This is a genomic window from Comamonas avium (assembly GCF_014836675.1).
GTDB lineage: Bacteria > Pseudomonadota > Gammaproteobacteria > Burkholderiales > Burkholderiaceae_C > Comamonas > Comamonas avium.
Genome location: NZ_JACSQK010000009.1, coordinates 1 through 20,806 on the forward strand (window position 1 = coordinate 1; position 20,806 = coordinate 20,806).

The window sequence follows — 20,806 nt, forward strand, 5'->3', positions numbered from 1 at the left end:
GTTGGTAAGACGTACACGATTTTGTCGGCCAGCCAGATCAATGGCACCTTCGATGCTGCGACCTCCAACTTTGCCTACCTGGATGCCAAGCTGGATTACACGACAGCCAACCAAGTTGACTTGGAGCTCAAGCGTAAAAGCAATGGTGGCGGGCAAATGCACTTTGCCGATCTGGCCAACACCAACAACCAAGGCTCGACCGCCAACGCGCTGGAAAGCCTGCCCAGCACCAATGCGCTGTACCAGTATGTGGAAACATTGCCCGCAGGCACACCTCCTGCAGTGTTCAGCAGCCTGTCGGGCGATGCGCACTCGACGGTTTTGGGCAGCGTAAACATGCTCAATGCACATGCGCCCAACATCAGCCAGCAGCATTTGCGCAACAACCTGACGGCAGGCCTGCGTGCAGGTGCGCCCATTGCCCAGTCTGATGGGCCGCTGCCAGCCTCGGCTTTGCCATCGTCCAAGGCCCTGCCAGCATGGGTAGAGGTAGTGGGCCACTGGCAAAAGATGGACGGCAACAGCAACACCCCCGGTGTGAAGCAAAACACCACCGGTCTGTTCCTGGGTGCTGACGAAGAGGTGGGCAACAGTGGCTGGCGTGTCGGTGGCTCGGTCGGTTACACCAGTGCCGATGCCAAGGTGAGCAGCCGTGATGCCTCGGCCGACATCAGCAGCTACAGCGCTGCGGTGTACACCGGCAAGGGCTTTAGCCATGGCGCCAACCGTATCAACGTCATTGGTGGCTTGGCTTACACCAAGCACAGCATTGAGTCTGAGCGCAGTGTGGCCACACTGAACCAGAACCTCAAAGCTGACTACAGCGCCCACACGGCGCAGTTGTTTGCGGAAGTGGGCTACGCCATGGGCCAGTACGACAAGCAGGGGTTTGAGCCATTTGTAGGCATCACGCTGGGTGAGCAGCGCTCGGACAGCTTCAAGGAAAGCGGCGGGTTTGCAGCACTGAGCAGCGAATCCAGCCGTGACACACTGGCCAGTACCACGCTGGGTGTGCGTGCGCACAGTGACTTTGTGCTGGCAGGCAAAGACACCCGCGTGCGCGGCACTTTGGGCGTGCGCCATGCCTGGGGCAATTTGAGCCAGAACCGCACCATGGCGTTTGAAGGCTCCAACAGCTTTACCGTGGCTGGTGCCCCCCTGGCGCGCAACACGGCGCTGGTGGGCCTGCAGGCCGAGATGGCGTTGAGCCGTTACTCGGCCTTGGTGCTGGGCTACAACGGCGAGTACGGTAGCGGCAGCCGTGACCAGTCTGCCAGCGTGAAAGTGCGCTGGGCTTTCTAAGCGCGCTATCTGTGCAAAGAACAAACCCCTGCCGGAGCAAGCTGGCAGGGGTTTTTTATTGGAGGGTGTCGCCGTCTGAGATGCCAACGACGAGGCAGAGTAGAGTGGCTGCAAGCATGCCTAAGCTTGCACGTAGAAGTTGCCACAGGCAAACAAAAAAACCCGCCAAGGCGGGTTTTTTATGTGGGCATGCTTGTGGGCATGTCCTATTTCTTAACTGTAAGTTATTGAAATCACAGTATTAGTGGCGGAAGGGGCGGGATTCGAACCCGCGGTGGGGATTAACCCACACACGCTTTCCAGGCGTGCGACTTAAGCCACTCATCCACCCTTCCTGGCAACATAGCAATGCTACGTGCTGAATGTAAAAGCCAAGCTGATGCTTGGCTTTGTATTTTCAAGCAAAAAGAAGAAATTGTGAATACTTCTTGGTGCTTCAAAACAAGTTCAATTGTAGCGCAGTTTGACCGCATGAAATGAAAGTGGCGCGCCTCACCCGTGGCGTTCAGGCGAAACCGCCGTTGGCACGCACGATCTGGGAATTGACCCATCCACCATCCTCGCTGGCCAGGAATGAAACCACTCGTGCAATGTCTTCGGGATGCCCCAGACGCTCCAGTGGTGTGGCCTTGCTGAGTTGAGCAATTTGCTCATCGCTCTTGCCGCTGAGAAACAGCTCTGTGGCAACAGGGCCAGGCGCCACGGCATTGACCGTAATGTTTCTGCCGCGCAACTCGTTGGCCAGAACATGCACCAATCCTTCAACGCCAGCTTTGGCTGCAATATAGGGTCCGTATTGGGGGAAAGACTTGGCAATCACGCTGGTTGAGATTGCAACAATGCGCCCGTTGGCCTGCAGGTGCTCAGCTGCATGGGCCAGGACCAGAAAAGCGCCTCGCAAATTGGTATGAATGGCGCGGTCAAAAACCTCGATGCTGTCAGGAGCGATGGATGCCAGGGGCATCGCACCAGCGCTATGCACAACGACGCTGGGGGTGCCGAAGGATTCGAGCGTGGTGGCAAATAGCCGCTGCACCTCGTCGGGTTCAGATACGTCGGCCTGTACAGCAATGGCTGCGCCGCCAGCTTCTTCAATCGTCTGCACCACTTCCTGTGCCTTGGCAGTGTTGCCAGCGTAGTTGACGACAATGTTGAAGCCATCAGCTGCCAGGCGCAGGGCAATGGCACGGCCAATGCCTCGCGAAGCTCCCGTAACAATGGCGGTCAGTTTGGGGGGTGTGATGCTAGAAAGCTTATGCATGATCAATCCTTGAAATGGCAGCAGGCGCAAGAGCACACGACAACCGCAACGCAACCCCAGGCATGGTGGCAAGCGTTGCCTTGACAGCTTGATCTGTGAAGGCAGTGCTAGACACATTCTGAGGCTCAACTGCAAAAAATCGGTTTACGTTCATGGCTCAATGCTTACGGTGAATGCGAGAAGGTGCACTGAGGCACGGCGCTTTTCAGTCCAAAGAGCGTGTTGCTCGTGGGGCATGAACGCAATGATCGTGATTGACTGCAAATGAATAAATGGTATGAAATTGACTTGTTAATTCAAAAAAAACCAACAATCAATATTTCATGGATCGCTTCAGCGCTTTGCAACTTTTCACTCGCATTGTGTAGCTGGGCAGCTTTACTCAGGCAGCCAGCGCTTTGAATATTCCACGCGCAACGGCAACGCATGCCATCAAAGAATTAGAAAAAAAGCTGGGTGCGCGCTTGCTGGATCGCACCACGCGGCAGGTCAAGCCTACTTTGGATGGGCAATCTTTCTACGAACGCAGCAAGCAGATACTGCTTGATCTGGAAGACGCACAAGCGTCTCTGAGTACGCATATCAAAAACCCCCATGGAACCCTGCGGCTGGATTTGCACGGAGCGCATGCCACGCTGATCATCTTGCCGCGCATTGGCCAGTTCAGGGCTCTGTATCCACAGATTGACGTGGTCATCAGCAGTGGCGACCGCCTGGTCGATCTGGTCAAGGAGGGTATCGATTGCGTCGTACGCGCAGGCCATCCGCAAGACTCTTCGCTGGTTGCTCGCAAGCTGGCCGACATGCAGGAAATCATCTGTGCCAGCCCTGAATATCTGGCGCGACATGGCATGCCTGTACATCCCCGTGAACTGCAGGCACACCAGGGTGTTGGATTTTTCTCCAGAGGCAGCAGCAGTCGCTACCCTTTCACGGTCATTGTGGATGGGCAGGTCGCCGAATTTGAAGCGAGCGGCTGGCTCTCAGTCAACGATGCAGAGTGCTACACCAGTGCAGCACTTGCCGGTTGTGGACTGATACAGGCCCCCCGCTTTCGCCTGCAAGAGCACCTGCAAGCCGGGCGTCTGGTGCAAGTGCTTGACAAATGGATGTGTCCTGCGCGTCCGGTTTTTGCGCTGTATCCATTTCACCATCAGCTTTCACCCAGAGTGCGGGTGTTTATCGATTGGGCCTGTGGTGTGTATGAAGACAAGTTCACTCCAGCGCAGGCTGGCTAATGTCACCTGAAGCATTGAAATGTGGTTCCGAACGCCGGGGGCTTGTCTGAGGGGGTGCTGCGCGCCATGTGCGTGCATTCTTTCGCTGGCTCGGGTGCTGCTGCTTCCAAGGCCTTGTGCCTTCAGGCGCACTCGCGATATGTGCCAGTTTGCAAGTCCTGCCCATCTGCAGCGAAGGCCTCCAAAAGCGGCTGATATGGGCGTTCGGGAGATGGGCTCAGCACAAGGCAACGTTGTCGGCATCCAGTGACGGCGGGCGTAAAAGATCTTCGTTCACCCCCATCTCCAGGCTGGCGCGCTCGACAGCTTGCCAAAGTGTCGCTGGCATTTGCAGTATCTCTTCAGGGGACTCAGCACTGGCAATCCAGGCACTGATTTCACGGTGCTGTTCATGGGTCAGCAAGTCAAGATTCAGCATTTCGTCGATTGTTTTCATTGTTTGGCGATGGGTGATTTTTAGACGGACACTCATCCAAGATGGTGCCAGATGCTGTCAAAACTAGAGCCGCGTGCTTGCCAATTACCAATTTAAGGCCGGGAATGCGAAGTATTGCCTCAACGGCCTTACCTGCCTCACAGGGCGCTTGGCACGACTGAACTCCAATGGCCGCAATGTCGTGCACATGGCCAAGAGTGTTTTTGCAGCGCCAGTCTGGCAGTGGGGATGCGCGGCACGGTCTCTGTGCACCAGATGTCTGGCATCTGACTCTTATAATCAGCGCCTACGAACGGGAGTCCTGCCGCGCAAACGCACGGCGGGGTGAAACGGGAAGTCCGGTGACCTCAAGGCTTTGGCCTTGAACATTCCGGCGCAGCCCCCGCTGCTGTAAGCCTGACAGACACACTTGAATGCCACTGGATGACATATCCGGGAAGGCGGTGTGCCCTGAATGACGGCGAGCCAGAATACCGACCTGTTCGAACGCAGTTGTATGCCACGGGGTGTGGGCCGTTTGCTGACAGGCCCAGTCTCACCTCATTGTGTGGCCCAGGCCCGCCGCACACATCTCCTCCTCCTTGCATGCCTTTCATCGTGTAATGGCTCGGGGAGAGCATGGACGAACAGTTCAAACAGCTGCATGCCGGGCGCATGCAGGAAAAAAAGGCACAGGTTCTGGCCGCAGTAGAGCGTGCCCAGACAGAGCGCGGCATCGTTGTGCTTCTCACAGGCCATGGCAAAGGCAAGACGACTTCTGCATTCGGCATGCTGTACCGCGCACTGGGTCACGGGCTGCGTGCGGGTGTGGTGCAGTTCATCAAAGGCACGCACGCTACGGGTGAAATCACGTTCTTGCACCACCTTGGTCTGCTCGGCCAAGGGCCAGCGTCTCAGGTGCAATACCACGCCATGGCAACAGGTTGCACCTGGCAGCGCAGCGACTGGGATGCCGACAAGCCCGCAGCCGATATAGCGTGGCAGGCAGCGCAACGCATGCTCTGTGATGACAGCCTGCGTCTGGTGGTGCTCGATGAATTGACTTTCATGCTGCAGTACGGCTATCTGCAGATGGAGTACGTACTGCAAGCCATCAGAAACCGGCCCCAAGGGCAGACGGTGGTGATAACAGGTCGCTCTGCGCACGCGCAGCTGATAGCGCTGGCAGACACCGTCAGTGACATTGCAGAGACCAAGCATGCATTCAAAGCCGGGGTCAAGGCACAAGCGGGCGTAGATTTCTGATGCGCTGGACTTTGCCTTCATGCGCGGTCGTGGCATTTTTGTGTGGGCCTTTGTGGGCTGATACGGCTCAGCTGCCAACTCTCATGTCCACCAATATCTGTGCCGATACCCTGGCATTGAGTCTGGCTGATCCTTCGCAAATTCTTTCGCTCTCGCGTCAGAGCCAAGATGCGCAGCGCTTTTCCATGGTGGCCCAGGCTAAAAAATTCCCGTCGAACTTAGCTACCGCAGAAGATGTGCTGCACAGCAAGCCGCACATTGTGCTGGCCTCGCGCCGCTGGAATGCCCGCCACCAGACGGCACTGCTCAAACGGTACAACGTCCAGATCGTGACCGTGCCATTTCCCACCGATTGGGACGGCATCTTCAGCAGCACCCGCCAGATAGGCAAAGCCCTGGGCAGAGAGCCGGCCGCGCAAGAGCTGCTGGAGAGTCTGTCGCTGCGTTTAGCGCAATTGCACCAAACTGCGCGCCCGTTCAATGCCCTGTATTTGCGGCCCAATGGTGGAAGTGCTGGCAAGCAGACCCATGTGGATGCGGTGCTGACGGCCGCTGGACTGCGCAACCACGCCACAGCACTGGGCCTGCATGGATGGGGGCGCATTGATCTGGAACGCATCGTGCACAACCCTCCAGATATTTTCATCACCCCCGGTCTGGTCAACGACGTGGCATATGCCCGCTCTGGGCTGAGCCGACATCCACAGATGCAAAAGCTGCTCCAGCGCATTCCAGTGGTGGCCTTGGCGCATAACGACTGGGGTTGCAGCAACTGGCTGTTGATTGAAGCGGCAGAGTCGGTGGCCGCGCAGGTGGATGCCTTGCAGCTGCCATTGGCCAGCACTCAGACTCTGGCGCACGAGGTGGGCAAACCATGAATGCAATCCCCGTGCGAGCTGGGCTGTCAAATTTCTCGAATGCCTGGGTTTTGAATGGTGCTCTATTGGCAGTGCTGCTGATGCTCAGCTGTATCTCGCTGGGCATCGGCTCGGTGTCCATCGGCGTCACCGACTGGTGGTCTGTGATCCTGCAGCAGCAGGCCACTGATTTGGCGCTGCGGCACCAGTCAATCATGCAGGAAATCCGCCTGCCCAGGGTCGTGCTGGCAGTGCTGGTGGGCATGTCGCTGGGCATGGCCGGGGCAGCTTTGCAAGGGCTGCTGCGCAACCCGCTGGCCGAACCGGGTCTGCTGGGTGTCAGCTCCAGCGCTGGTTTGGGCGCCGTGCTGTGCATCTATTTTGGGCTGTGGCACTGGAACCCCTGGCTGCTGCCTACCGTGGCTATGGGCTGTGCAGCAGCGGCAACCACGGTGCTCTACCGTATTGCCAGCAAAGGCGCGAGCAACCTCACCTTGATTTTGGCGGGTGTCGCCATGTCGTCGCTGGCTGCTGCCTTGACATCTCTGGCGATCAATCTGGCACCCACGCCCACCGACATGCAAGACATCGTGCTATGGCTGATGGGGTCTTTGGCAGACCGCAGTTTTGATGAGGTGCGCCTGTGTCTGCCGTTTATCGCACTGGGCCTGCTGATACTGGCCTTCAGTGGCCGCCAGCTCGATGCGCTGACGCTGGGTGAAGACGAAGCCGCCAGCATGGGCGTGAATTTGCCGCGACTGCGTGCACAAATCATTGCTGGTACAGCTTTGTGCGTGGGGGCCAGCGTGGCAGTCACCGGCTCCATAGGCTTTATCGGGCTGGTGGTGCCGCACCTGTTTCGCGGTCTTGTCGGGTATCGACCTTCACGGCTGATGCTGCCCAGCGCTCTGGGTGGCGCAGTGCTGTTACTCAGCGCTGATATTGCGCTGCGACTGCTCAGTGGCCGGGTAGAGCTGATGCTGGGCGTAGTCACAGCCTTGATTGGTGCCCCGTTCTTCTTTTATCTGGTGGTGCGTGAGCGCTGGAGGAGCCGCTGATGCGCACACTGGCCATTGAATCGCTGCAGGTTGACTGGGCTGGCAAGACCTGTGTGAAGGATTTGTCCTTTGAGGTGCAGTCCGGTGAGCTTTTCGCATTGATAGGCCCCAATGGGGCCGGAAAAAGCACGGTGCTGCGTGCTATCGCGCAATTGCTGCCACACCAGGGCCGGGTGCTGCTGGATGGTCAGGACCTGGGGCGTCTTGCACCGGGCCAGCGGGCCAAACGGCTGGCTTATCTGTCTCAGGGTGACCAGGTAGCCTGGCCTTTGCAGGTGCGTGACTTTGTGGCGTTGGGGCGTTTGCCGCACCAAAGCCGGTTTGGCATCCGCTCAGCCTCAAGCGCCGATGAACAGGCCATTGATACAGCGCTGAGCGCGATGCACCTGCAAGCTTTTCAGCACCGCCATCTCAATGAACTTTCAGGTGGTGAACGTGCCCGTGCCCGTCTGGCCCGCGCCATGGCTGTGCAGGCGCCGTTGCTGCTGGCCGATGAGCCCGTGGCTGCACTTGACCCCTACCACCAGCTCAGCGTGATGGAGCTGCTGCGCTCTCAGTGCAACGCCGGTCAGGCTGTTGTGGTGGTGCTGCACGACCTGACGCTGGCCAGCCGTTTCTGCGATCGGGTTTTACTGCTGCAAAGCGGCTCTGCCGTGGCCTGTGGTGCACCGCGCCATGTGCTCACGCCAGCAAATTTGCAGCACGTCTATCAGGTACAGGCCATGCACGGCGAGCACGAGAGCCAGGGCTACGTTGTGCCGTGGCGCTGCCGGCCGGTCACTCAATGAAAACCTTTCCCGCGTGCGCTGCAAGCAAGCCACATTCTTTTGAACGAACAACAGGACACTCCATATGACAAGCAACCACAAAATCCCTGCAACCATCGTGACGGGTTTTCTGGGCAGTGGAAAAACGACGCTGTTGCGCCACATTCTGAACAACGCCAATGGCCGCCGTATCGCCGTAATCGTCAACGAGTTCGGCGAACTGGGTATTGATGGCGACATCCTGCGCGGCTGTGGCATTGGCTGCGAGGATGAGCAGGGCGAGCAAAGCGGACAGCTGTATGAACTGGCCAACGGCTGCCTGTGCTGCACAGTGCAAGAAGAGTTCTATCCCGTGATGCGTGAGCTGATTGCGCGCCGTGGCGATATCGACCATATCCTGATCGAAACCAGCGGCCTGGCGCTGCCCAAACCTCTGGTTCAGGCCTTTAACTGGCCTGAAATCAAGAACGCCTGCACGGTAGATGCGGTGATCACCGTGGTCGATGTGCCCGCTACTGCTGCAGGCCAGTTCGCAGCCAATCCGGCAGCTGTGGATGCCCAGCGCAGGCAAGATCCAAATTTGGACCACGAGTCGCCCCTGCATGAGCTGTTTGAAGATCAGCTCATGTCCGCTGACCTGGTGGTACTCACCAAGCTCGACCAGTCCAGCAGCGAAGATCGGGCCACAGTGGAGGCCATCGTGCGCCAGGAAGTGCCTGCACAGGTGAAGATTGTGGCTGCCGATCATGGCCAGATCGATCTGGCTGTGGTGCTTGGCCTGTTCAGCGCATCGGAAGAAAGCATTGATGAACGCCACAGCCACCATGGGCACGAAGAAGGTCAGGCGCACGACCACCACGACCATGACGAGTTCGACTCAATCGTCGTCAAGCTGCCTGAAATGGAGCGCGAAGCTTTGCTGGAAAAGCTGCAGGCCATTGTCTCCGAGCAAACCGTCTACCGCGTCAAAGGCTTTGTTGCCGTACCCGGCAAGCCTATGCGTCTGGTCGTACACGGCGTGGGCAAGCGTTTTGACAGCTACTTTGACCGCCGCTGGACAGACACCGAAACGCGGCAGACCTATCTGGTGTTCATTGGCCACGATCTAGATGAAGCCGCTATTCATGCCCAGCTGGCCACCCTGACCGCTGGAGCGCACTGATGCATTTGCTCGCAGTTCAGCCCGGCGGCTTTGTGGACGATGAAGCCTTTGTCTCCAGCCTCGGACAGTCGCCTGCCGATGTGGTGGTGCTCAGCGCTGCCGACACCACGCTGTCGTTGCTGGCCGACGCTTATGCCCACTTGCAAGGGCTGAACGGCGAGCAGTTACCCACGGTGCGGCTGGCCAATCTCATGCATTTGCGCCAGCCCGCTTCGGTAGATTTGTATGTAGATGAGGTGCTGCAGCACGCCAAGGTGATCGTGATTGACCATCTCGGTGGTGAAAGCTACTGGCCGTATGGCACAGAGCGCATCCGCGAAATCTGTCGCCTCAAGGCCATCACGCTGGTCATGTTCTCCGGGGACACCACGGAGGATCTGAATCTGCTGCGCAAAAGTACCGCGTCCATGGAGCAGTGCCGCAGCATCTGGCGGTATCTGCGCGAAGGTGGGGCAGCCAACGCGCGGGAGTTTTTTAACTACCTTTGGCATGGTTTTTTGGGTGGCGAGCAACCGGCGCTCCCACCCCGGCCCCTGCCATCCGTTGCGGTCTACCACCCCGAGCACGATGCCGCCTCCGTGCAGCAGTGGCTGCAACCGGGAGCCATGCAGTGGCAAGAAGGTGCCCCTGTGGTCATGGTGGTGTTTTACCGGGCGCATTTGCAGTCGGGCAATACGCAGGTATTCCAGGCACTGTGCCAGCAGCTGCTGGCGCAAGGCATGAACCCTCTGCCGCTGGCCTTGCTGTCGCTCAAGGACGCAAGCTGCATGGCTATGCTGCACCAGCTGTGCACCGAGCATCAGGTGGAATTGATCCTGAACACCACGTCGTTTTCGCAATCCTCGCTGGAAACACCCGGCGACCACGCACTGGCTGGCGATATTGCGGTGCTGCAAGTCATCATGTCGGGCGGCAACGAGCAAAGCTGGCTGGCCGACACCCATGGGCTGCAGCCACGTGATATCGCCATGCATGTGGCCATGCCCGAGGTGGACGGTCGCATCATCACCCGCGCTATCAGCTTCAAGGGCCTGTCACACCGCAGCGAGCTGACCCAGTCCGATGTGGTGCAGTACCAGCCCCATGCCGAGCGCCTGGCCTTTGTCGTGGAGCTGGCCCAGCGCTGGTGCCGCCTGCGCCAGAAAGCCAATGCAGACAAGCGCCTGGCACTTATTTTGGCCAACTACCCCACCAAGGAAGGCCGGCTTGGCAATGGCGTGGGGCTGGATACGCCTGCTTCCGTCATTCATATCCTGCAGTCGCTGCAGCAGCAAGGCTACGTGCTCGATGCTGTTCCCGCTGATGGTGACGTGTTGATGGAACACCTTCAACAGGGCATTACCAACGACCCCGATTCTTGGGGCGTGCGGCCCGCTCTGCAAAGTCTGGATCTGGCCACATACCAGACCTTTTTTGCCAGCCTGCCGGTACAGAACCAGCAAGCCGTGCTGCAGCGCTGGGGCGCACCGGATAGTGACCCCATGCTGCGCCAGGGCCGCTTCATGATTGCGGGCCTGCGCTGCGGTCAGGTGTTTGTGGGCATACAGCCTGCCCGTGGCTATCACCTGGACCCCATGGCCAGCTACCACGACCCTGATCTGGTGCCGCCGCATTACTACCTGGCCTTTTATTACTGGCTGCGCACCGTCTGGAATGCAGACGCCATGGTCCACGTAGGCAAGCACGGCAATCTGGAATGGCTGCCCGGTAAAAGCGTGGCGCTGTCCAGTAGCTGCTGGCCCGATCTGGTGTTTGGCCCCATGCCGCACCTGTACCCGTTCATCGTCAATGACCCGGGTGAGGGCACGCAGGCCAAGCGCCGCGCGCAGGCAGTGATCATCGACCATCTGATGCCGCCTCTGACCCGTGCCGAAAGTTACGGACCAACGCGCGATCTGGAGCGCATGGTCGATGAGTACTACGAAGCCGCCACCATGGACCGCCGGCGCGCAGAGCTTTTGCGCACGCAAATTCTGGAACATATCGTCGCCCACGATCTGCACCAGGATTTGGGCCTGCAAGCGCCCCGCAGCACAGATGAAGAACAGCAGCTACTGAACAAGACCGATGCCTATCTGTGTGAGCTCAAGGAAAGCCAGATCCGCGACGGCCTGCATATCTTCGGCCAGTCGCCCCAGGGCCGGCTCGAGCGCGATACCCTGCTGGCGCTGGCCCGCCATCCTGTGGGCAATGGTCAGGGGGCCAGCAACAGCCTGATCCGCGCTCTGGCGCAGGACTTGTTGCCGGGCGTGAATTTTGATCCGCTGGATGCCGCCTGGGAAACCCCGTGGACCGGGCCATTTCCCGCGCTGCTGGCTGACGTAGACAGCCAGCCATGGCGCCATACGGGAGATACACGTGAGCGACTGGAAGTGCTGGCCCTTCAATTACTGGAGCTGCCAGCGCATGCGGTTGCTGCGCTTGAGCATGATTTGACCAATACCCTGCTGGTACTGCAGCGCATAGACACTGATCTGCGCCCGCGCCTGCAAGCCTGCGGCACGCAGGAGATTTTGCAGCTCGGCCGGGGTCTGCAAGGGCGCTTTGTGCCCGCTGGCCCCAGCGGTGCACCTACTCGAGGGCGGCCTGATGTATTGCCCACCGGGCGCAACTTCTTTTCTATCGACACGCGCGCCGTGCCCACGCCCACCAGCTGGACGCTTGGGCTCAAATCTGCCCAGTTGCTGGTAGAGAAATACACACAAGAGCACGGCGACTATCCGCGTGCGCTGGGCCTGTCGGTCTGGGGCACGGCCACCATGCGCACGGGCGGGGACGATATCGCTCAGGCCTTTGCCCTGCTGGGCGTGCGCCCCAAATGGGCCGATGGTAGCTGGCGCGTCAGCGACTTTGAAGTACTGCCCATGTCGGTGCTGGGCCGCCCTCGCGTGGACGTAACCTTGCGCGTCTCGGGCTTCTTCCGTGATGCCTTCACCAATGTGATTCGCATGTTTGATGCGGCAGTACAAAAGGTCGCAAGTCTGGACGATGAAGACGAGTTCACCAACCCCATACGCGCCCGTGTGCTCAAGGAGGCTGCGCAACTGCAGGCGCAGGGCATGGGCCAAGACGCTGCACGCCATCAGGCCGGACTGCGCGTGTTTGGTGCCAAGCCCGGCAGCTACGGCGCGGGCCTGCAAGGCCTGATTGACGGGCGCAATTGGGACAGTGACGAAGACCTGGCCGTGGCCTACCGCAACTGGGGTGCCTACGCCTATGGCCAGAAAGACGACGGCACCGCCGTGCCCGAGACCTTTGTGCGCCGCCTGACGGATATTCAACTGGTGGTGCACAACCAGGACAACCGCGAGCACGACCTGCTGGACTCTGACGACTACTACCAGTTTCAGGGCGGCATGGCTGCGGCCGTGCGCCACTTCAGCGGCCAGCAGCCTGACCTGTACTTTGGTGACCACAGCAACCCCGAGTCGCCACGCATGCGCACCCTGCAAGAAGAAATCAGCCGTGTGGTGCGCTCGCGCGTGACCAATCCCAAGTGGATGGAAGGCATCAAGCGCCACGGCTACAAGGGCGCGTTTGAAGTGGCCGCCACGGTGGACTACCTGTTCGCCTTTGACGCCACAGCCCGTGTGGTGCGCGACGACCAGTACGCACGCGTGACCGACGCCTTTGTAGCCGATACCGGCATGCGAGACTTTTTGCAGCAGCACAACCCCGCCGCTTTTCACGATATCTGCGAGCGCCTGCTGGAAGCCATTGGCCGTGGCCTGTGGGAGGACAGCGGTGACTACCAACCCTTGCTGGAGCAGCATCTGCTGGCCACTGAGCAATTACTAGAGAGCCGATGATGCACACTGAATCCGCTGAGCCTGTGGGCTTTCCATTTACCGCCATTGAAGGCCAGCCGCAGCTGCAAATGGCATTGCTGCTGGCAGCCATTGACCCGTTACTGGGCGGGGTGCTGGTTGAAGGGCCGCGCGGCACAGCCAAGTCCACCAGTGCACGTGCGCTCGCTGCCTTGCTGCCTGCAGGCCGTTTTGTAAACTTGCCGCTAGGCGCAACCGAAGAGCAACTGGTAGGGTCCATTGATCTGGAGGCCGCTTTGCAGCGCAGCGCCGTGCAGTTTCGAGCCGGTCTGCTGGCGAAGGCCCACCAGGGCATCCTGTATGTCGATGAGGTCAATTTGCTGGCCGATGGGCTGGTGGACTTGCTGCTCGATGTCAGCGCCAGCGGCATCAACCGCATCGAGCGCGACGGCGTCTCCCACCAGCACGATGCACGCATCACCTTGATTGGCACCATGAACCCCGAGGAAGGCCAGTTGCGCCCGCAACTGCTCGATCGCTTTGGCCTGTTTGTGCGGCTGGAGAATGTGCCCAGCACGGCCATGCGCAAAGCCATTGTCAAGACCCGCATGGCCTTTGACGCAGACCCGCAAGGCTTTTTTACGGCACACGCAGATGCGCAGGCAGCGCTGGCAGCACAAGTGGCAGCCGCCCGTAGGGCACTGGCAGACGTACAGTGGCCAGACGCTATTCATGACCAGGTTGCCCAGCTGTGCCAGGACGCAGGCGTGGAAGGTGTGCGCGCTGATCTGGTCATGCTGCGTGCGGCACGGGCGCATGCAGCGCTGCAGGGCCGATCTCAGGTGGCAACGGCGGATGTACATGCCGTAGCCCAGCTGGCACTGGCGCACCGCCGGACACAGGCTGCGCCAGTTTCTCAGGAAGGCGATGAACCAGCGCCCGACTCCGGTGGTGCGCAGACTTCGCAGCTTTCTGGTCAGACTGCGCATCAAAGTACAGATGGCAGACAGCCCCCACCTTTGCCCCAGTCGGCCAATGCACAAGATTGGGGGGAGATGTCTGCGCCACAGGCAGTGCCCATCCAGACAGTTAAAGCACTGAGGCCTTTCTCGTCAAAAAAAGCCTGACGCGCTCTACCCCAGCCAACCATGCGGGCCAGGCCATGGTGGGGCGCGATACCAATACAACTCGCAAAGGCCGTCGGCAGGGCACTATCAGTCGTAGCCTTGACTGGGCTGCCACGCTGGCCTCCAAAGGGCAGGGCGTGCTGGGTGTGCAGCACTTGCACTATCGTCGCCAGCCCGCAGGCACCCAGACCACCCACTTTGTGCTGCTGGATCTGTCTGCATCCATGCTGCGTGGCCAAAAACTGGCCTGGGCCAAAGGCTGTCTGCTGGCTTTAACCGCAATGTTCTACCGTAGCCGCGATCACATGGCCGTTATCGGCTTTGCGGGTCAGCAGGCGCAGTGGCTGCAAAACCCTGCACGGGTGCCTGCTTTCAATGAGCACTGGATTGCGCCATTGCGAGGGGGCGGCGCTACGCCCATCCAGTCGGCAATCGACGCTGTGAACGCCGAACTCAAGCGGCATGGGCCAGACAGGCACGCCTGCATCTGGCTGCTTACCGACGGCAGGTTTGACCCATTGCCTGCGCGCCCTGAGCACATTGAAGAATGCTACGTCATCGACTTTGAAGAAGATGTAGTGACGCTTGAGCGTTGCAGGCGTCTTGCCCAGCAATGGCAGGGACATCTTTTGCCCGCATCCCAGTTCGGCTGCCGGTCAGCGCATTGATGGCAATGCTGGCCATGCCTGCGCTGCAATAGCGGCGCTGCTGCCGGGGTGCCCGTAGCAGGTAGAAGGTGCGCAAATCACAGCCATGCTCAGCCGTTTGAAGCACTGCCTCACTGCTCCCCCTTGATGGCAGCCCAACCTTGGCGGTTGCCCGCATCTGTAGTGCTGCCTGTGCATCAATGCCAGCAACGCTGGCTGTAACGTTCACCGCCTTGCTTTGGCTCATCCATTCGCCTTCGCCGCGCAACAAGCGCTGGTTCAATGCATCAGCAAAACAATCTTGCCATCTGACTGGGAATGTTGAGCCAGCCCTGACGGCACAAAAGGCACAAAAGGCGGTCAAGGTGCTCAAGCCTCAAGCCTCAAGCCTCAAGCCTCAAGCCTCAAGCCTCAAGCCTCAAGCCTCAAGCCTCAAGCCTCAAGCCTCAAACCAGAAAGCACCAAAACGGCTTGCTATTCCTGCAGCCAGTCGCCTGTCTCTAGGGCAGGGCAGACAGATTTTGATGAACAAAAAAACGCAATCGCGCCATCACAGATGTTGAGCGCGGCCCCCGCGTTCGTTTCAAAAATAAAAATATACGGCTGGCCTGCCAGATAAACAGCAAGCCCGCAATATATTTGTTAACAATTTCTGTATGGCGCTCAAAGCTGTTTATGTAGTAGAGGTTTTTTCTATATGCTGGACTGAGAAATTATTTTTACCTGTTTTTTCGCTGGCAATACTCTATTTCATTAAAAAGCGCCATGTTGAATATCAACAAACAACAGAATATTTAATATTATTAGTATGTAATTTTTGTTTTAGATCAAACTCACTCATCCGTGAAGGTGAATATATTGGTTGGATATTAATTTTCGCTCGCGAAGTTAATGAGCTTCCAAACAAATAGTTACGGGTGGCGGTTTTGATCTTTATTAACTTTCACAAAACATTTTATAACAAATGTTTTGTAATAATTATTTTTGTTGCATTAATTACAAGTGCTGCCCGTGCTCAGTCTGACTTGAGCCCGGTAATCAGAAGCGACCTGGAGCAGCGCCGGGCCTTGGAGCGTGAACAGGCTCAAAGAGAGCTTCTGCAGAAAACGCCAGATGCCATGCAGCCAGCAGCACCTGCCGCCAGCCTTCCCTGGCCGCAGGCAGAAACGCCATGCTTTGTAATTCACTCCATTGTCTTAAGCGGGGCGACGGAAACTATGGGTATGAAGGGAAAGGGCAATCACACAAAGAATTTGTTGAAGGTTTAAATGCTCACTCCGATCAGGTAGATGCGTGTATGAAGGGCAAGGGCTACGTCCATCTGAACCAGTGCGATGCCCGCTGTTTCTAACGTTGCATTAATCGCAAAGCGAGCTGCCTTCGGTAGGTATGCCATGCCATTTCTATTTTGCTGAGGGGGCGGGATGAAGCGTCGGATAGTTTGTACGGTGGCAGCGGCCTTATTGCTTTCTGGCTGTCTTCTTGAAGGCGCTGCGCCAGTAGAGAGGAATCCCAAACCCTACAGTGCGTATTGGATCAAAGAAGGGGTAACGAAAGAAAGCGTGTTGGCAGATTGGATTCAGTGTGGGGGTGGGGCCAATGGAAACTATGGTTATGAAATTCAGCAAGGCCAATCAAACAAAGAATTTTTTGACGGTTTAATTGCTCACACGAATCGGGTCGATACGTGTATGAAGGGCAAGGGCTACGTCGAGCTGTATCCCCGCTTGCGCTGATGGGAAAGGGAGCTACCTTTGGTGGGTATGGCAGGCCATTTCTATTCTGCTGAAGGGGGCGAGATGATGCGTCGGATTTTTTGTACGGTGGCAGCGGCCTTATTGCTTTCTGGCTGTCTTCTTGAAAGCGTTGGGCAATTAGATAATAGTGTTAGGCCCTACGGTGCGCATTGGTTTAAAGAGGGGATGACGAGGGAGGCTCGGAGGGCTGACTTGGCAGCTTGTGGTGCTCTGAATGGCGAAGAAAAAATTAGATTTCACTCTGAGCAAATCAGTGCTGCAAAGAAACCAAGCGACCCGAATGAGATTGCTGCATATGTTCGGCTCAGAGATCAAGTTGGCTTATGCATGCAGGGTAAAGGCTACATACCTATCGGTGATATTAAATTTCTTAACGATTGCGATGAACGCTGCATGTACCCGTGAAATATTTCCTTTGGCTGCACCTTTTCAGCAGCTGAAGGCTTGCCATTGGCTATATACATCTGAATCAGTGCGATACCCGTTGTTTATAACGTTGCGCTACTGGCAGAGAGGGTAGCCTTCGGTGCATATGGCAGGCCATTTCAATTTGGCAAAAGGGGCGGAATGATGCGTTGGATAGTTTGTAGCGTGGCGACGGCCTTATTGCTTTCTGGCTGTCTTCTTGAAAGCGTTAGGCCAGTGGAGAGGAATCCCAAACCTTACGTTCATTACTTGGTCAAAGAGGGGGTGACGAAAGAGAGTCGGTTGGCAGACTGGATCCAGTGTGGGGGGAGGACCAATGGAAACTATGGTTATGAAATTCAGAAAGGTCAATCACACAAAGATTTTTTTGAAGGTTTCAATGCTTACACGAATCAGGTGCGCGCGTGTATGCGCAACCTTGGTTACACCCGTCTTCAGGAGTGCGATGCCCGCTGTTTATAACGTTGAATTAATGGAAAAGCGAGCTGCCCTTGGTGGGTATGGCATGTCATTTCTATTTTTCGGAAGGAATCGAGATGAAGCGTCGGATAGTTTGTACGGTAGCAGCGGCCTTATTGCTTTCTGGCTGTCTTCTTGAAGGCGCTGGGCCGTTGAGAGATCCCAAGCCCTTCGGTGCGCAATGGGCCCAAGAAGGAGTGACGAAGGAGAAATGGCTGGCAGATTGGGTCCAGTGTGGGGGGGCTGCCAATGGAAACTATGATTATGAAATTCAGAAAGGCCAACCACACAAAGAATTTTTTGAAGGTTTAAATGCTTACACGGATCAATTAGGTGTGTGCATGCGAAATCTTGGCTATAAATATCTGAACGAGTGCGATGCCCGCTGTAGATAACGTTGCGCTACTTACAGTGGGGGCTGCTTCCGGTCGTGCTGAATACCATTTCAGTTTTACTGAGGGTGGTTAAATGAAGCGATTTATGCAATTAAATGCCGTGCTCTGGCTATCCGTTTTATTGACAGGTTGCGGCATTGGATTGGGGCTTTTTCCGAATGCTACATCATATTCAACAAAGCCTTATTTACAGTATTGGGAGAAAGAAGGCATTACTTCAAGCGCCAGGCAGAGCGACTCTCGCGAATGCGGCTCTACACTCTTACCCAGTGCACCACATCAAGATGGTATTTCCATGGTTCGAAAAGGCATGAAACATGATGAAGCATCTTATGATCGTGCGATGGCTGCGTGGCAGCGTTGCATGATTAACAAAGGGTATCAATATACCGGTGTTTGCAAAAGCGATGATGCAAAAAGTTGGCCTGCGTGCGGTGCGCCATAAAAATGAAACGCCTAAATCTCTAATAACTCGCTTCAGATTATAGTTTGTGTTTTTTCTCCGCAGAGCGCGCTATTTACGACAACGTCATCACCGTGGGGGCCATTCCTTTGGCGGCACCTTTTGTGGCAGCGGAACTGTTGTCTCCGGCGGTGTGGCAAGCCATTTCAATTTTTCTGAAGGGGGTGAAATGATGCGTCGAATAGTTTGTACGGCGGCGGCTGCCTTATTGCTTTCTGGCTGTCTTCTTGAAAGCGTTGGGCCATTGAATAATAGTGGCAGACCCTACGGTGCGCACTGGTTTAAAGAGGGGATGACTAGGGAGGCTCGGAGGGCTGACTTGGCAGCTTGTGGTGCTCTGAATGGCGAAGAAAAAATTAGATTTCACCCTGAGCAAATCAGTGCTGCAAAGAAACCAAGCGACCCGAATGAGATTGCTGCATATGTTCGGCTCAGAGATCAAGTTGGCTTATGCATGCAGGGTAAAGGCTACATACCTATCGGTGATATTAAATTTCTTAACGATTGCGATGAACGTTGCATGTACCCATGAAATATTTCCTTTGGGGTAGCGGAGGGATTGCCTCCGTTAGTGTGGCATGCCATATCAATTTTGCTGAGGAGAAAATTAATCGATTTATAAAAGTAAATGCCGTGCTCTGGCTGTCCATTTATTGACAGGTTGCGGTATTGGTCTGGGGATTTTTCCGTACGCATTAAACCATAATGTAAAACCTTATTTTTAGTATTAGGGGAGATTAAGGCTTGCTGCCAAATGGAACTCGAGTAATAATTAGACCCGGTAGTAGTGATGTAGCACCCGAAATACAAATCATAGATATTAATAGACCAAAGCCACGAACAGTTCAAGAAATTCGTTTTGGACAAGGTGAAAAATGAAAAATTACCTTAATAAAGAAAATCTAAGGAAAACTCTGGAAATAAAATTCTTCAAGGAAATTGAAAATAAAAAAATAGATCAACTGGATGGGAGCCTATTGCCAAATAATGGGTTTAATAAATTTTGGCTTGAAAAAATGAAATGGGAAACATGCCATTCACTCAATGGAGATCCAAGTTGGTATGATGTGATAAGTCTAATTCGATATTGCAATAATATTGGGGCAAGAAAAATAATCTCTATACCCACAGAATATATGAATTCAAAGGAGAATAAAAAAATGACTTCAGAATATTTAATGCTTCTTTGAGAGGTTTTTCTCAAGCTTTGTGGGGAATTCATGATGTAAAGAATAATAATCCATTCTATGATTCTTTGCATCAAGCATCTTTAGAGACTTTCGTAATGTTTCCTGATGCGGATTTATTAGAATTTTGTTTCATCAGAGAACTTGGTGTTGGCGTCTCACTAGCTGGTCCTCGTGAATTTCTGGAATATATTACTTCAAGATCGAAAGTGGAGTGGTATGTCAACAGCTCTTTGAATGGATTCTCCGAATTACAAAAATTTATTCCACGAAAGGATAGAAAAACTGCGATACGGGAAGAGAAAATGAAATGCTGATAGTGGCAGGGCTGGCAGGTGGCTTCAGGGTTGGTAAGGTACGCTTTTTGGGCGCCCCTACGCAGCGGGGAGCTGGCAGGACAAGTTAATGGAATCCTTTGGCGGGACGCATGACCTAATCGGTGGGCAGCTTGTCGGCGGTTATGACGCACAGGGTGATACCAAGCGCGGCATGAGCGAAACAGAAACATTTATTCGGGATCGGTGGTCAGAGGTAGCATTAATTCCTTCCGCCCCATTTGCAATGGCTGAGCTATTGTCGCCAGAGGCATGGAAGGCAATTTCTATCTTTCTAAAGGGGGTTAAATGAAGCGAATTCTGAAAATAAATTTCGTGCTCTGGTTGTCCATTTTTTTGGCAGGTTGCGGTATTGGACTGGGTCTTTTTCCATACGCGGTATCACATAACCCAAAGCCTTATTTACAATATTGGGAGAAAGAAGGCATAACTTCAAGCGCCAGGCAGAGCGACTCTCGAGAATGTGGCTCTACTCTTTTACCAAGCGCGCCGTATCAAGATGGTATTACATTTATTTCAAAAGAAATGAAATATGATGAAGCGGCTTATGACCGTGCAAAACTTGCGTGGCAGCGCTGCATGATTAAAAAAGGATATCGCTATAACGGTGACTGCAGCAGTGAAGTTGCTAAAAGCCGGCCTGCGTGCGGTGCGCCATAAAGATGATTTGCATAAATTTATAATAATTAGATTTTGATTATCGTTTCTATTTTTTCTACGCAGAGTGCGCCATTTACGACAACGTCATCACCGTGGGGGCCATTCCTTTGGCGGCACCTTTTGCAGCAGCAGAGTTGTTGTCTCCGGCGGTGTGGCAGGCTATTTCAATTTTACTAAAGGGGGCGAGATGATGCGTCGGATAGTTTGTACGGTGGCTGCGGCATAGCCACGGCTGGGGTTTGGGGAAGTTCGCCCTG

General features: G+C 55.7%; 24 protein-coding genes, 1 tRNA gene and 1 riboswitch. Of the genes, 22 read left to right on the forward strand and 3 right to left on the reverse strand.

Annotated features, from left to right (window positions below):
- The coding region (locus tag H9646_RS16210) for an autotransporter outer membrane beta-barrel domain-containing protein (protein WP_191724435.1) at positions 1-1,302 on the forward strand (1,302 nt) is incomplete at its 5' end.
- A gap of 245 nt (positions 1,303-1,547) precedes the next feature.
- Here the strand turns inward: H9646_RS16210 and H9646_RS16215 are convergent.
- Positions 1,548-1,637: transfer RNA gene (locus H9646_RS16215), tRNA-Ser, on the reverse strand.
- Positions 1,638-1,807: 170 nt separating this feature from the next.
- Entirely contained in the window at positions 1,808-2,563 is a 756-nt protein-coding gene (locus tag H9646_RS16220) for an SDR family oxidoreductase (protein ID WP_191724436.1), read from the reverse strand.
- A 368-nt stretch (positions 2,564-2,931) separates the two neighbouring features.
- Between H9646_RS16220 and H9646_RS16225 the strand changes: the two genes are divergently transcribed.
- A complete protein-coding gene (locus H9646_RS16225; protein ID WP_225214284.1) occupies positions 2,932-3,801 on the forward strand; it encodes a LysR family transcriptional regulator in 870 nt (289 codons plus the stop codon).
- Between the two features lie 217 nt (positions 3,802-4,018).
- Here the strand turns inward: H9646_RS16225 and H9646_RS16230 are convergent, their stop codons facing one another.
- Positions 4,019-4,237: a hypothetical protein gene (locus H9646_RS16230; RefSeq protein ID WP_191724437.1), complete on the reverse strand. Its 219-nt coding sequence runs from the start codon at positions 4,235-4,237 to the stop codon at positions 4,019-4,021.
- A gap of 277 nt (positions 4,238-4,514) precedes the next feature.
- A riboswitch (cobalamin riboswitch) is annotated at positions 4,515-4,733 on the forward strand.
- Between the two features lie 122 nt (positions 4,734-4,855).
- Here H9646_RS16230 and cobO point away from each other — a divergent pair.
- The 20 genes from cobO to H9646_RS16330 all read left to right on the forward strand — a co-directional run bounded on the left by cobO (position 4,856) and on the right by H9646_RS16330 (position 20,549).
- The gene (gene cobO / locus H9646_RS16235; protein WP_191724438.1) at positions 4,856-5,482 is read left to right on the forward strand and encodes a cob(I)yrinic acid a,c-diamide adenosyltransferase; all 627 of its coding nucleotides are present in this window, start codon (positions 4,856-4,858) and stop codon (positions 5,480-5,482) included.
- 83 nt (positions 5,483-5,565) lie between these two features.
- Positions 5,566-6,360, forward strand: a complete 795-nt coding sequence (locus H9646_RS16240) for an ABC transporter substrate-binding protein (protein ID WP_191724439.1) — start codon at positions 5,566-5,568, stop codon at positions 6,358-6,360.
- Positions 6,357-7,397, forward strand: coding sequence for a FecCD family ABC transporter permease (locus H9646_RS16245; RefSeq protein ID WP_191724440.1), 1,041 nt, complete (start codon positions 6,357-6,359; stop codon positions 7,395-7,397). The genes H9646_RS16240 and H9646_RS16245 overlap by 4 nt, the downstream gene beginning before the upstream one ends.
- A complete protein-coding gene (locus H9646_RS16250; RefSeq protein ID WP_191724441.1) occupies positions 7,397-8,185 on the forward strand; it encodes an ABC transporter ATP-binding protein in 789 nt (262 codons plus the stop codon). The genes H9646_RS16245 and H9646_RS16250 overlap by 1 nt, the downstream gene beginning before the upstream one ends.
- 64 nt (positions 8,186-8,249) lie before the next feature.
- A complete protein-coding gene (gene cobW, locus H9646_RS16255; protein ID WP_191724442.1) occupies positions 8,250-9,326 on the forward strand; it encodes a cobalamin biosynthesis protein CobW in 1,077 nt (358 codons plus the stop codon).
- A complete protein-coding gene (gene cobN / locus H9646_RS16260; RefSeq protein WP_191724443.1) occupies positions 9,326-13,135 on the forward strand; it encodes a cobaltochelatase subunit CobN in 3,810 nt (1,269 codons plus the stop codon). The genes cobW and cobN overlap by 1 nt, the downstream gene beginning before the upstream one ends.
- Positions 13,135-14,220 carry an ATP-binding protein gene (locus H9646_RS16265; RefSeq protein WP_225214272.1) on the forward strand — a complete coding sequence of 362 codons (1,086 nt, stop codon included), beginning with the start codon at positions 13,135-13,137 and terminating at the stop codon, positions 14,218-14,220. The genes cobN and H9646_RS16265 overlap by 1 nt, the downstream gene beginning before the upstream one ends.
- 35 nt (positions 14,221-14,255) lie before the next feature.
- Positions 14,256-14,888, forward strand: coding sequence for a vWA domain-containing protein (locus H9646_RS16270; RefSeq protein ID WP_191724445.1), 633 nt, complete (start codon positions 14,256-14,258; stop codon positions 14,886-14,888).
- A 140-nt stretch (positions 14,889-15,028) separates the two neighbouring features.
- On the forward strand, positions 15,029-15,430 hold the full coding sequence (locus H9646_RS16275; RefSeq protein WP_191724446.1) for a hypothetical protein: 402 nt from the start codon (positions 15,029-15,031) through the stop codon (positions 15,428-15,430).
- Positions 15,431-15,523: 93 nt separating this feature from the next.
- Positions 15,524-15,778, forward strand: coding sequence for a hypothetical protein (locus tag H9646_RS16280; RefSeq protein WP_191724447.1), 255 nt, complete (start codon positions 15,524-15,526; stop codon positions 15,776-15,778).
- Between the two features lie 6 nt (positions 15,779-15,784).
- Positions 15,785-16,135: a hypothetical protein gene (locus tag H9646_RS16285; protein WP_191724448.1), complete on the forward strand. Its 351-nt coding sequence runs from the start codon at positions 15,785-15,787 to the stop codon at positions 16,133-16,135.
- 156 nt (positions 16,136-16,291) lie between these two features.
- Positions 16,292-16,603, forward strand: a complete 312-nt coding sequence (locus tag H9646_RS16290) for a hypothetical protein (protein ID WP_191724449.1) — start codon at positions 16,292-16,294, stop codon at positions 16,601-16,603.
- Between the two features lie 27 nt (positions 16,604-16,630).
- On the forward strand, positions 16,631-17,029 hold the full coding sequence (locus tag H9646_RS16295; protein WP_191724450.1) for a hypothetical protein: 399 nt from the start codon (positions 16,631-16,633) through the stop codon (positions 17,027-17,029).
- Positions 17,030-17,586: 557 nt separating this feature from the next.
- Complete coding sequence (locus tag H9646_RS16300; RefSeq protein WP_191724451.1) at positions 17,587-17,904, forward strand: hypothetical protein; 318 nt, start codon at positions 17,587-17,589, stop codon at positions 17,902-17,904.
- Between the two features lie 85 nt (positions 17,905-17,989).
- Positions 17,990-18,349, forward strand: a complete 360-nt coding sequence (locus tag H9646_RS16305; RefSeq protein WP_191724452.1) for a hypothetical protein — start codon at positions 17,990-17,992, stop codon at positions 18,347-18,349.
- A gap of 46 nt (positions 18,350-18,395) precedes the next feature.
- The gene (locus tag H9646_RS16310) at positions 18,396-18,899 is read left to right on the forward strand and encodes a hypothetical protein (RefSeq protein WP_191724453.1); all 504 of its coding nucleotides are present in this window, start codon (positions 18,396-18,398) and stop codon (positions 18,897-18,899) included.
- A 343-nt stretch (positions 18,900-19,242) separates the two neighbouring features.
- Positions 19,243-19,557 carry a hypothetical protein gene (locus H9646_RS16315; protein ID WP_191724454.1) on the forward strand — a complete coding sequence of 105 codons (315 nt, stop codon included), beginning with the start codon at positions 19,243-19,245 and terminating at the stop codon, positions 19,555-19,557.
- On the forward strand, positions 19,554-19,871 hold the full coding sequence (locus tag H9646_RS16320) for a hypothetical protein (protein WP_191724455.1): 318 nt from the start codon (positions 19,554-19,556) through the stop codon (positions 19,869-19,871). Before H9646_RS16315 ends, H9646_RS16320 begins: the two co-directional genes overlap by 4 nt.
- Before the next feature lie 88 nt (positions 19,872-19,959).
- Positions 19,960-20,181: a hypothetical protein gene (locus tag H9646_RS16325; RefSeq protein WP_191724456.1), complete on the forward strand. Its 222-nt coding sequence runs from the start codon at positions 19,960-19,962 to the stop codon at positions 20,179-20,181.
- Positions 20,178-20,549 (forward strand): hypothetical protein, encoded by a 372-nt coding sequence (locus tag H9646_RS16330; RefSeq protein ID WP_191724457.1) that lies wholly within the window; start codon positions 20,178-20,180, stop codon positions 20,547-20,549. The genes H9646_RS16325 and H9646_RS16330 overlap by 4 nt, the downstream gene beginning before the upstream one ends.
- Positions 20,550-20,806 lie beyond the last annotated feature (257 nt).

Bases quoted from the DNA above. Each gene is read 5' to 3' on its own strand.
- H9646_RS16220 (WP_191724436.1), bottom strand. From the start codon at position 2,563: ATGCATAAGCTTTCTAGCATCACACCCCCCAAACTGACCGCCATTGTT.
- H9646_RS16230 (WP_191724437.1), bottom strand. From the start codon at position 4,237: ATGAAAACAATCGACGAAATGCTGAATCTTGACTTGCTGACCCATGAA.
- cobO (WP_191724438.1), top strand. From the start codon at position 4,856: ATGGACGAACAGTTCAAACAGCTGCATGCCGGGCGCATGCAGGAAAAA.
- H9646_RS16240 (WP_191724439.1), top strand. From the start codon at position 5,566: ATGTCCACCAATATCTGTGCCGATACCCTGGCATTGAGTCTGGCTGAT.
- H9646_RS16245 (WP_191724440.1), top strand. From the start codon at position 6,357: ATGAATGCAATCCCCGTGCGAGCTGGGCTGTCAAATTTCTCGAATGCC.
- H9646_RS16250 (WP_191724441.1), top strand. From the start codon at position 7,397: ATGCGCACACTGGCCATTGAATCGCTGCAGGTTGACTGGGCTGGCAAG.
- cobW (WP_191724442.1), top strand. From the start codon at position 8,250: ATGACAAGCAACCACAAAATCCCTGCAACCATCGTGACGGGTTTTCTG.
- cobN (WP_191724443.1), top strand. From the start codon at position 9,326: ATGCATTTGCTCGCAGTTCAGCCCGGCGGCTTTGTGGACGATGAAGCC.
- H9646_RS16265 (WP_225214272.1), top strand. From the start codon at position 13,135: ATGCACACTGAATCCGCTGAGCCTGTGGGCTTTCCATTTACCGCCATT.
- H9646_RS16270 (WP_191724445.1), top strand. From the start codon at position 14,256: ATGGTGGGGCGCGATACCAATACAACTCGCAAAGGCCGTCGGCAGGGC.
- H9646_RS16280 (WP_191724447.1), top strand. From the start codon at position 15,524: ATGGCGCTCAAAGCTGTTTATGTAGTAGAGGTTTTTTCTATATGCTGG.
- H9646_RS16290 (WP_191724449.1), top strand. From the start codon at position 16,292: ATGAAGCGTCGGATAGTTTGTACGGTGGCAGCGGCCTTATTGCTTTCT.
- H9646_RS16295 (WP_191724450.1), top strand. From the start codon at position 16,631: ATGGCAGGCCATTTCTATTCTGCTGAAGGGGGCGAGATGATGCGTCGG.
- H9646_RS16300 (WP_191724451.1), top strand. From the start codon at position 17,587: ATGAAGCGTCGGATAGTTTGTACGGTAGCAGCGGCCTTATTGCTTTCT.
- H9646_RS16305 (WP_191724452.1), top strand. From the start codon at position 17,990: ATGCAATTAAATGCCGTGCTCTGGCTATCCGTTTTATTGACAGGTTGC.
- H9646_RS16315 (WP_191724454.1), top strand. From the start codon at position 19,243: ATGAAAAATTACCTTAATAAAGAAAATCTAAGGAAAACTCTGGAAATA.
- H9646_RS16325 (WP_191724456.1), top strand. From the start codon at position 19,960: ATGGAATCCTTTGGCGGGACGCATGACCTAATCGGTGGGCAGCTTGTC.
- H9646_RS16330 (WP_191724457.1), top strand. From the start codon at position 20,178: ATGAAGCGAATTCTGAAAATAAATTTCGTGCTCTGGTTGTCCATTTTT.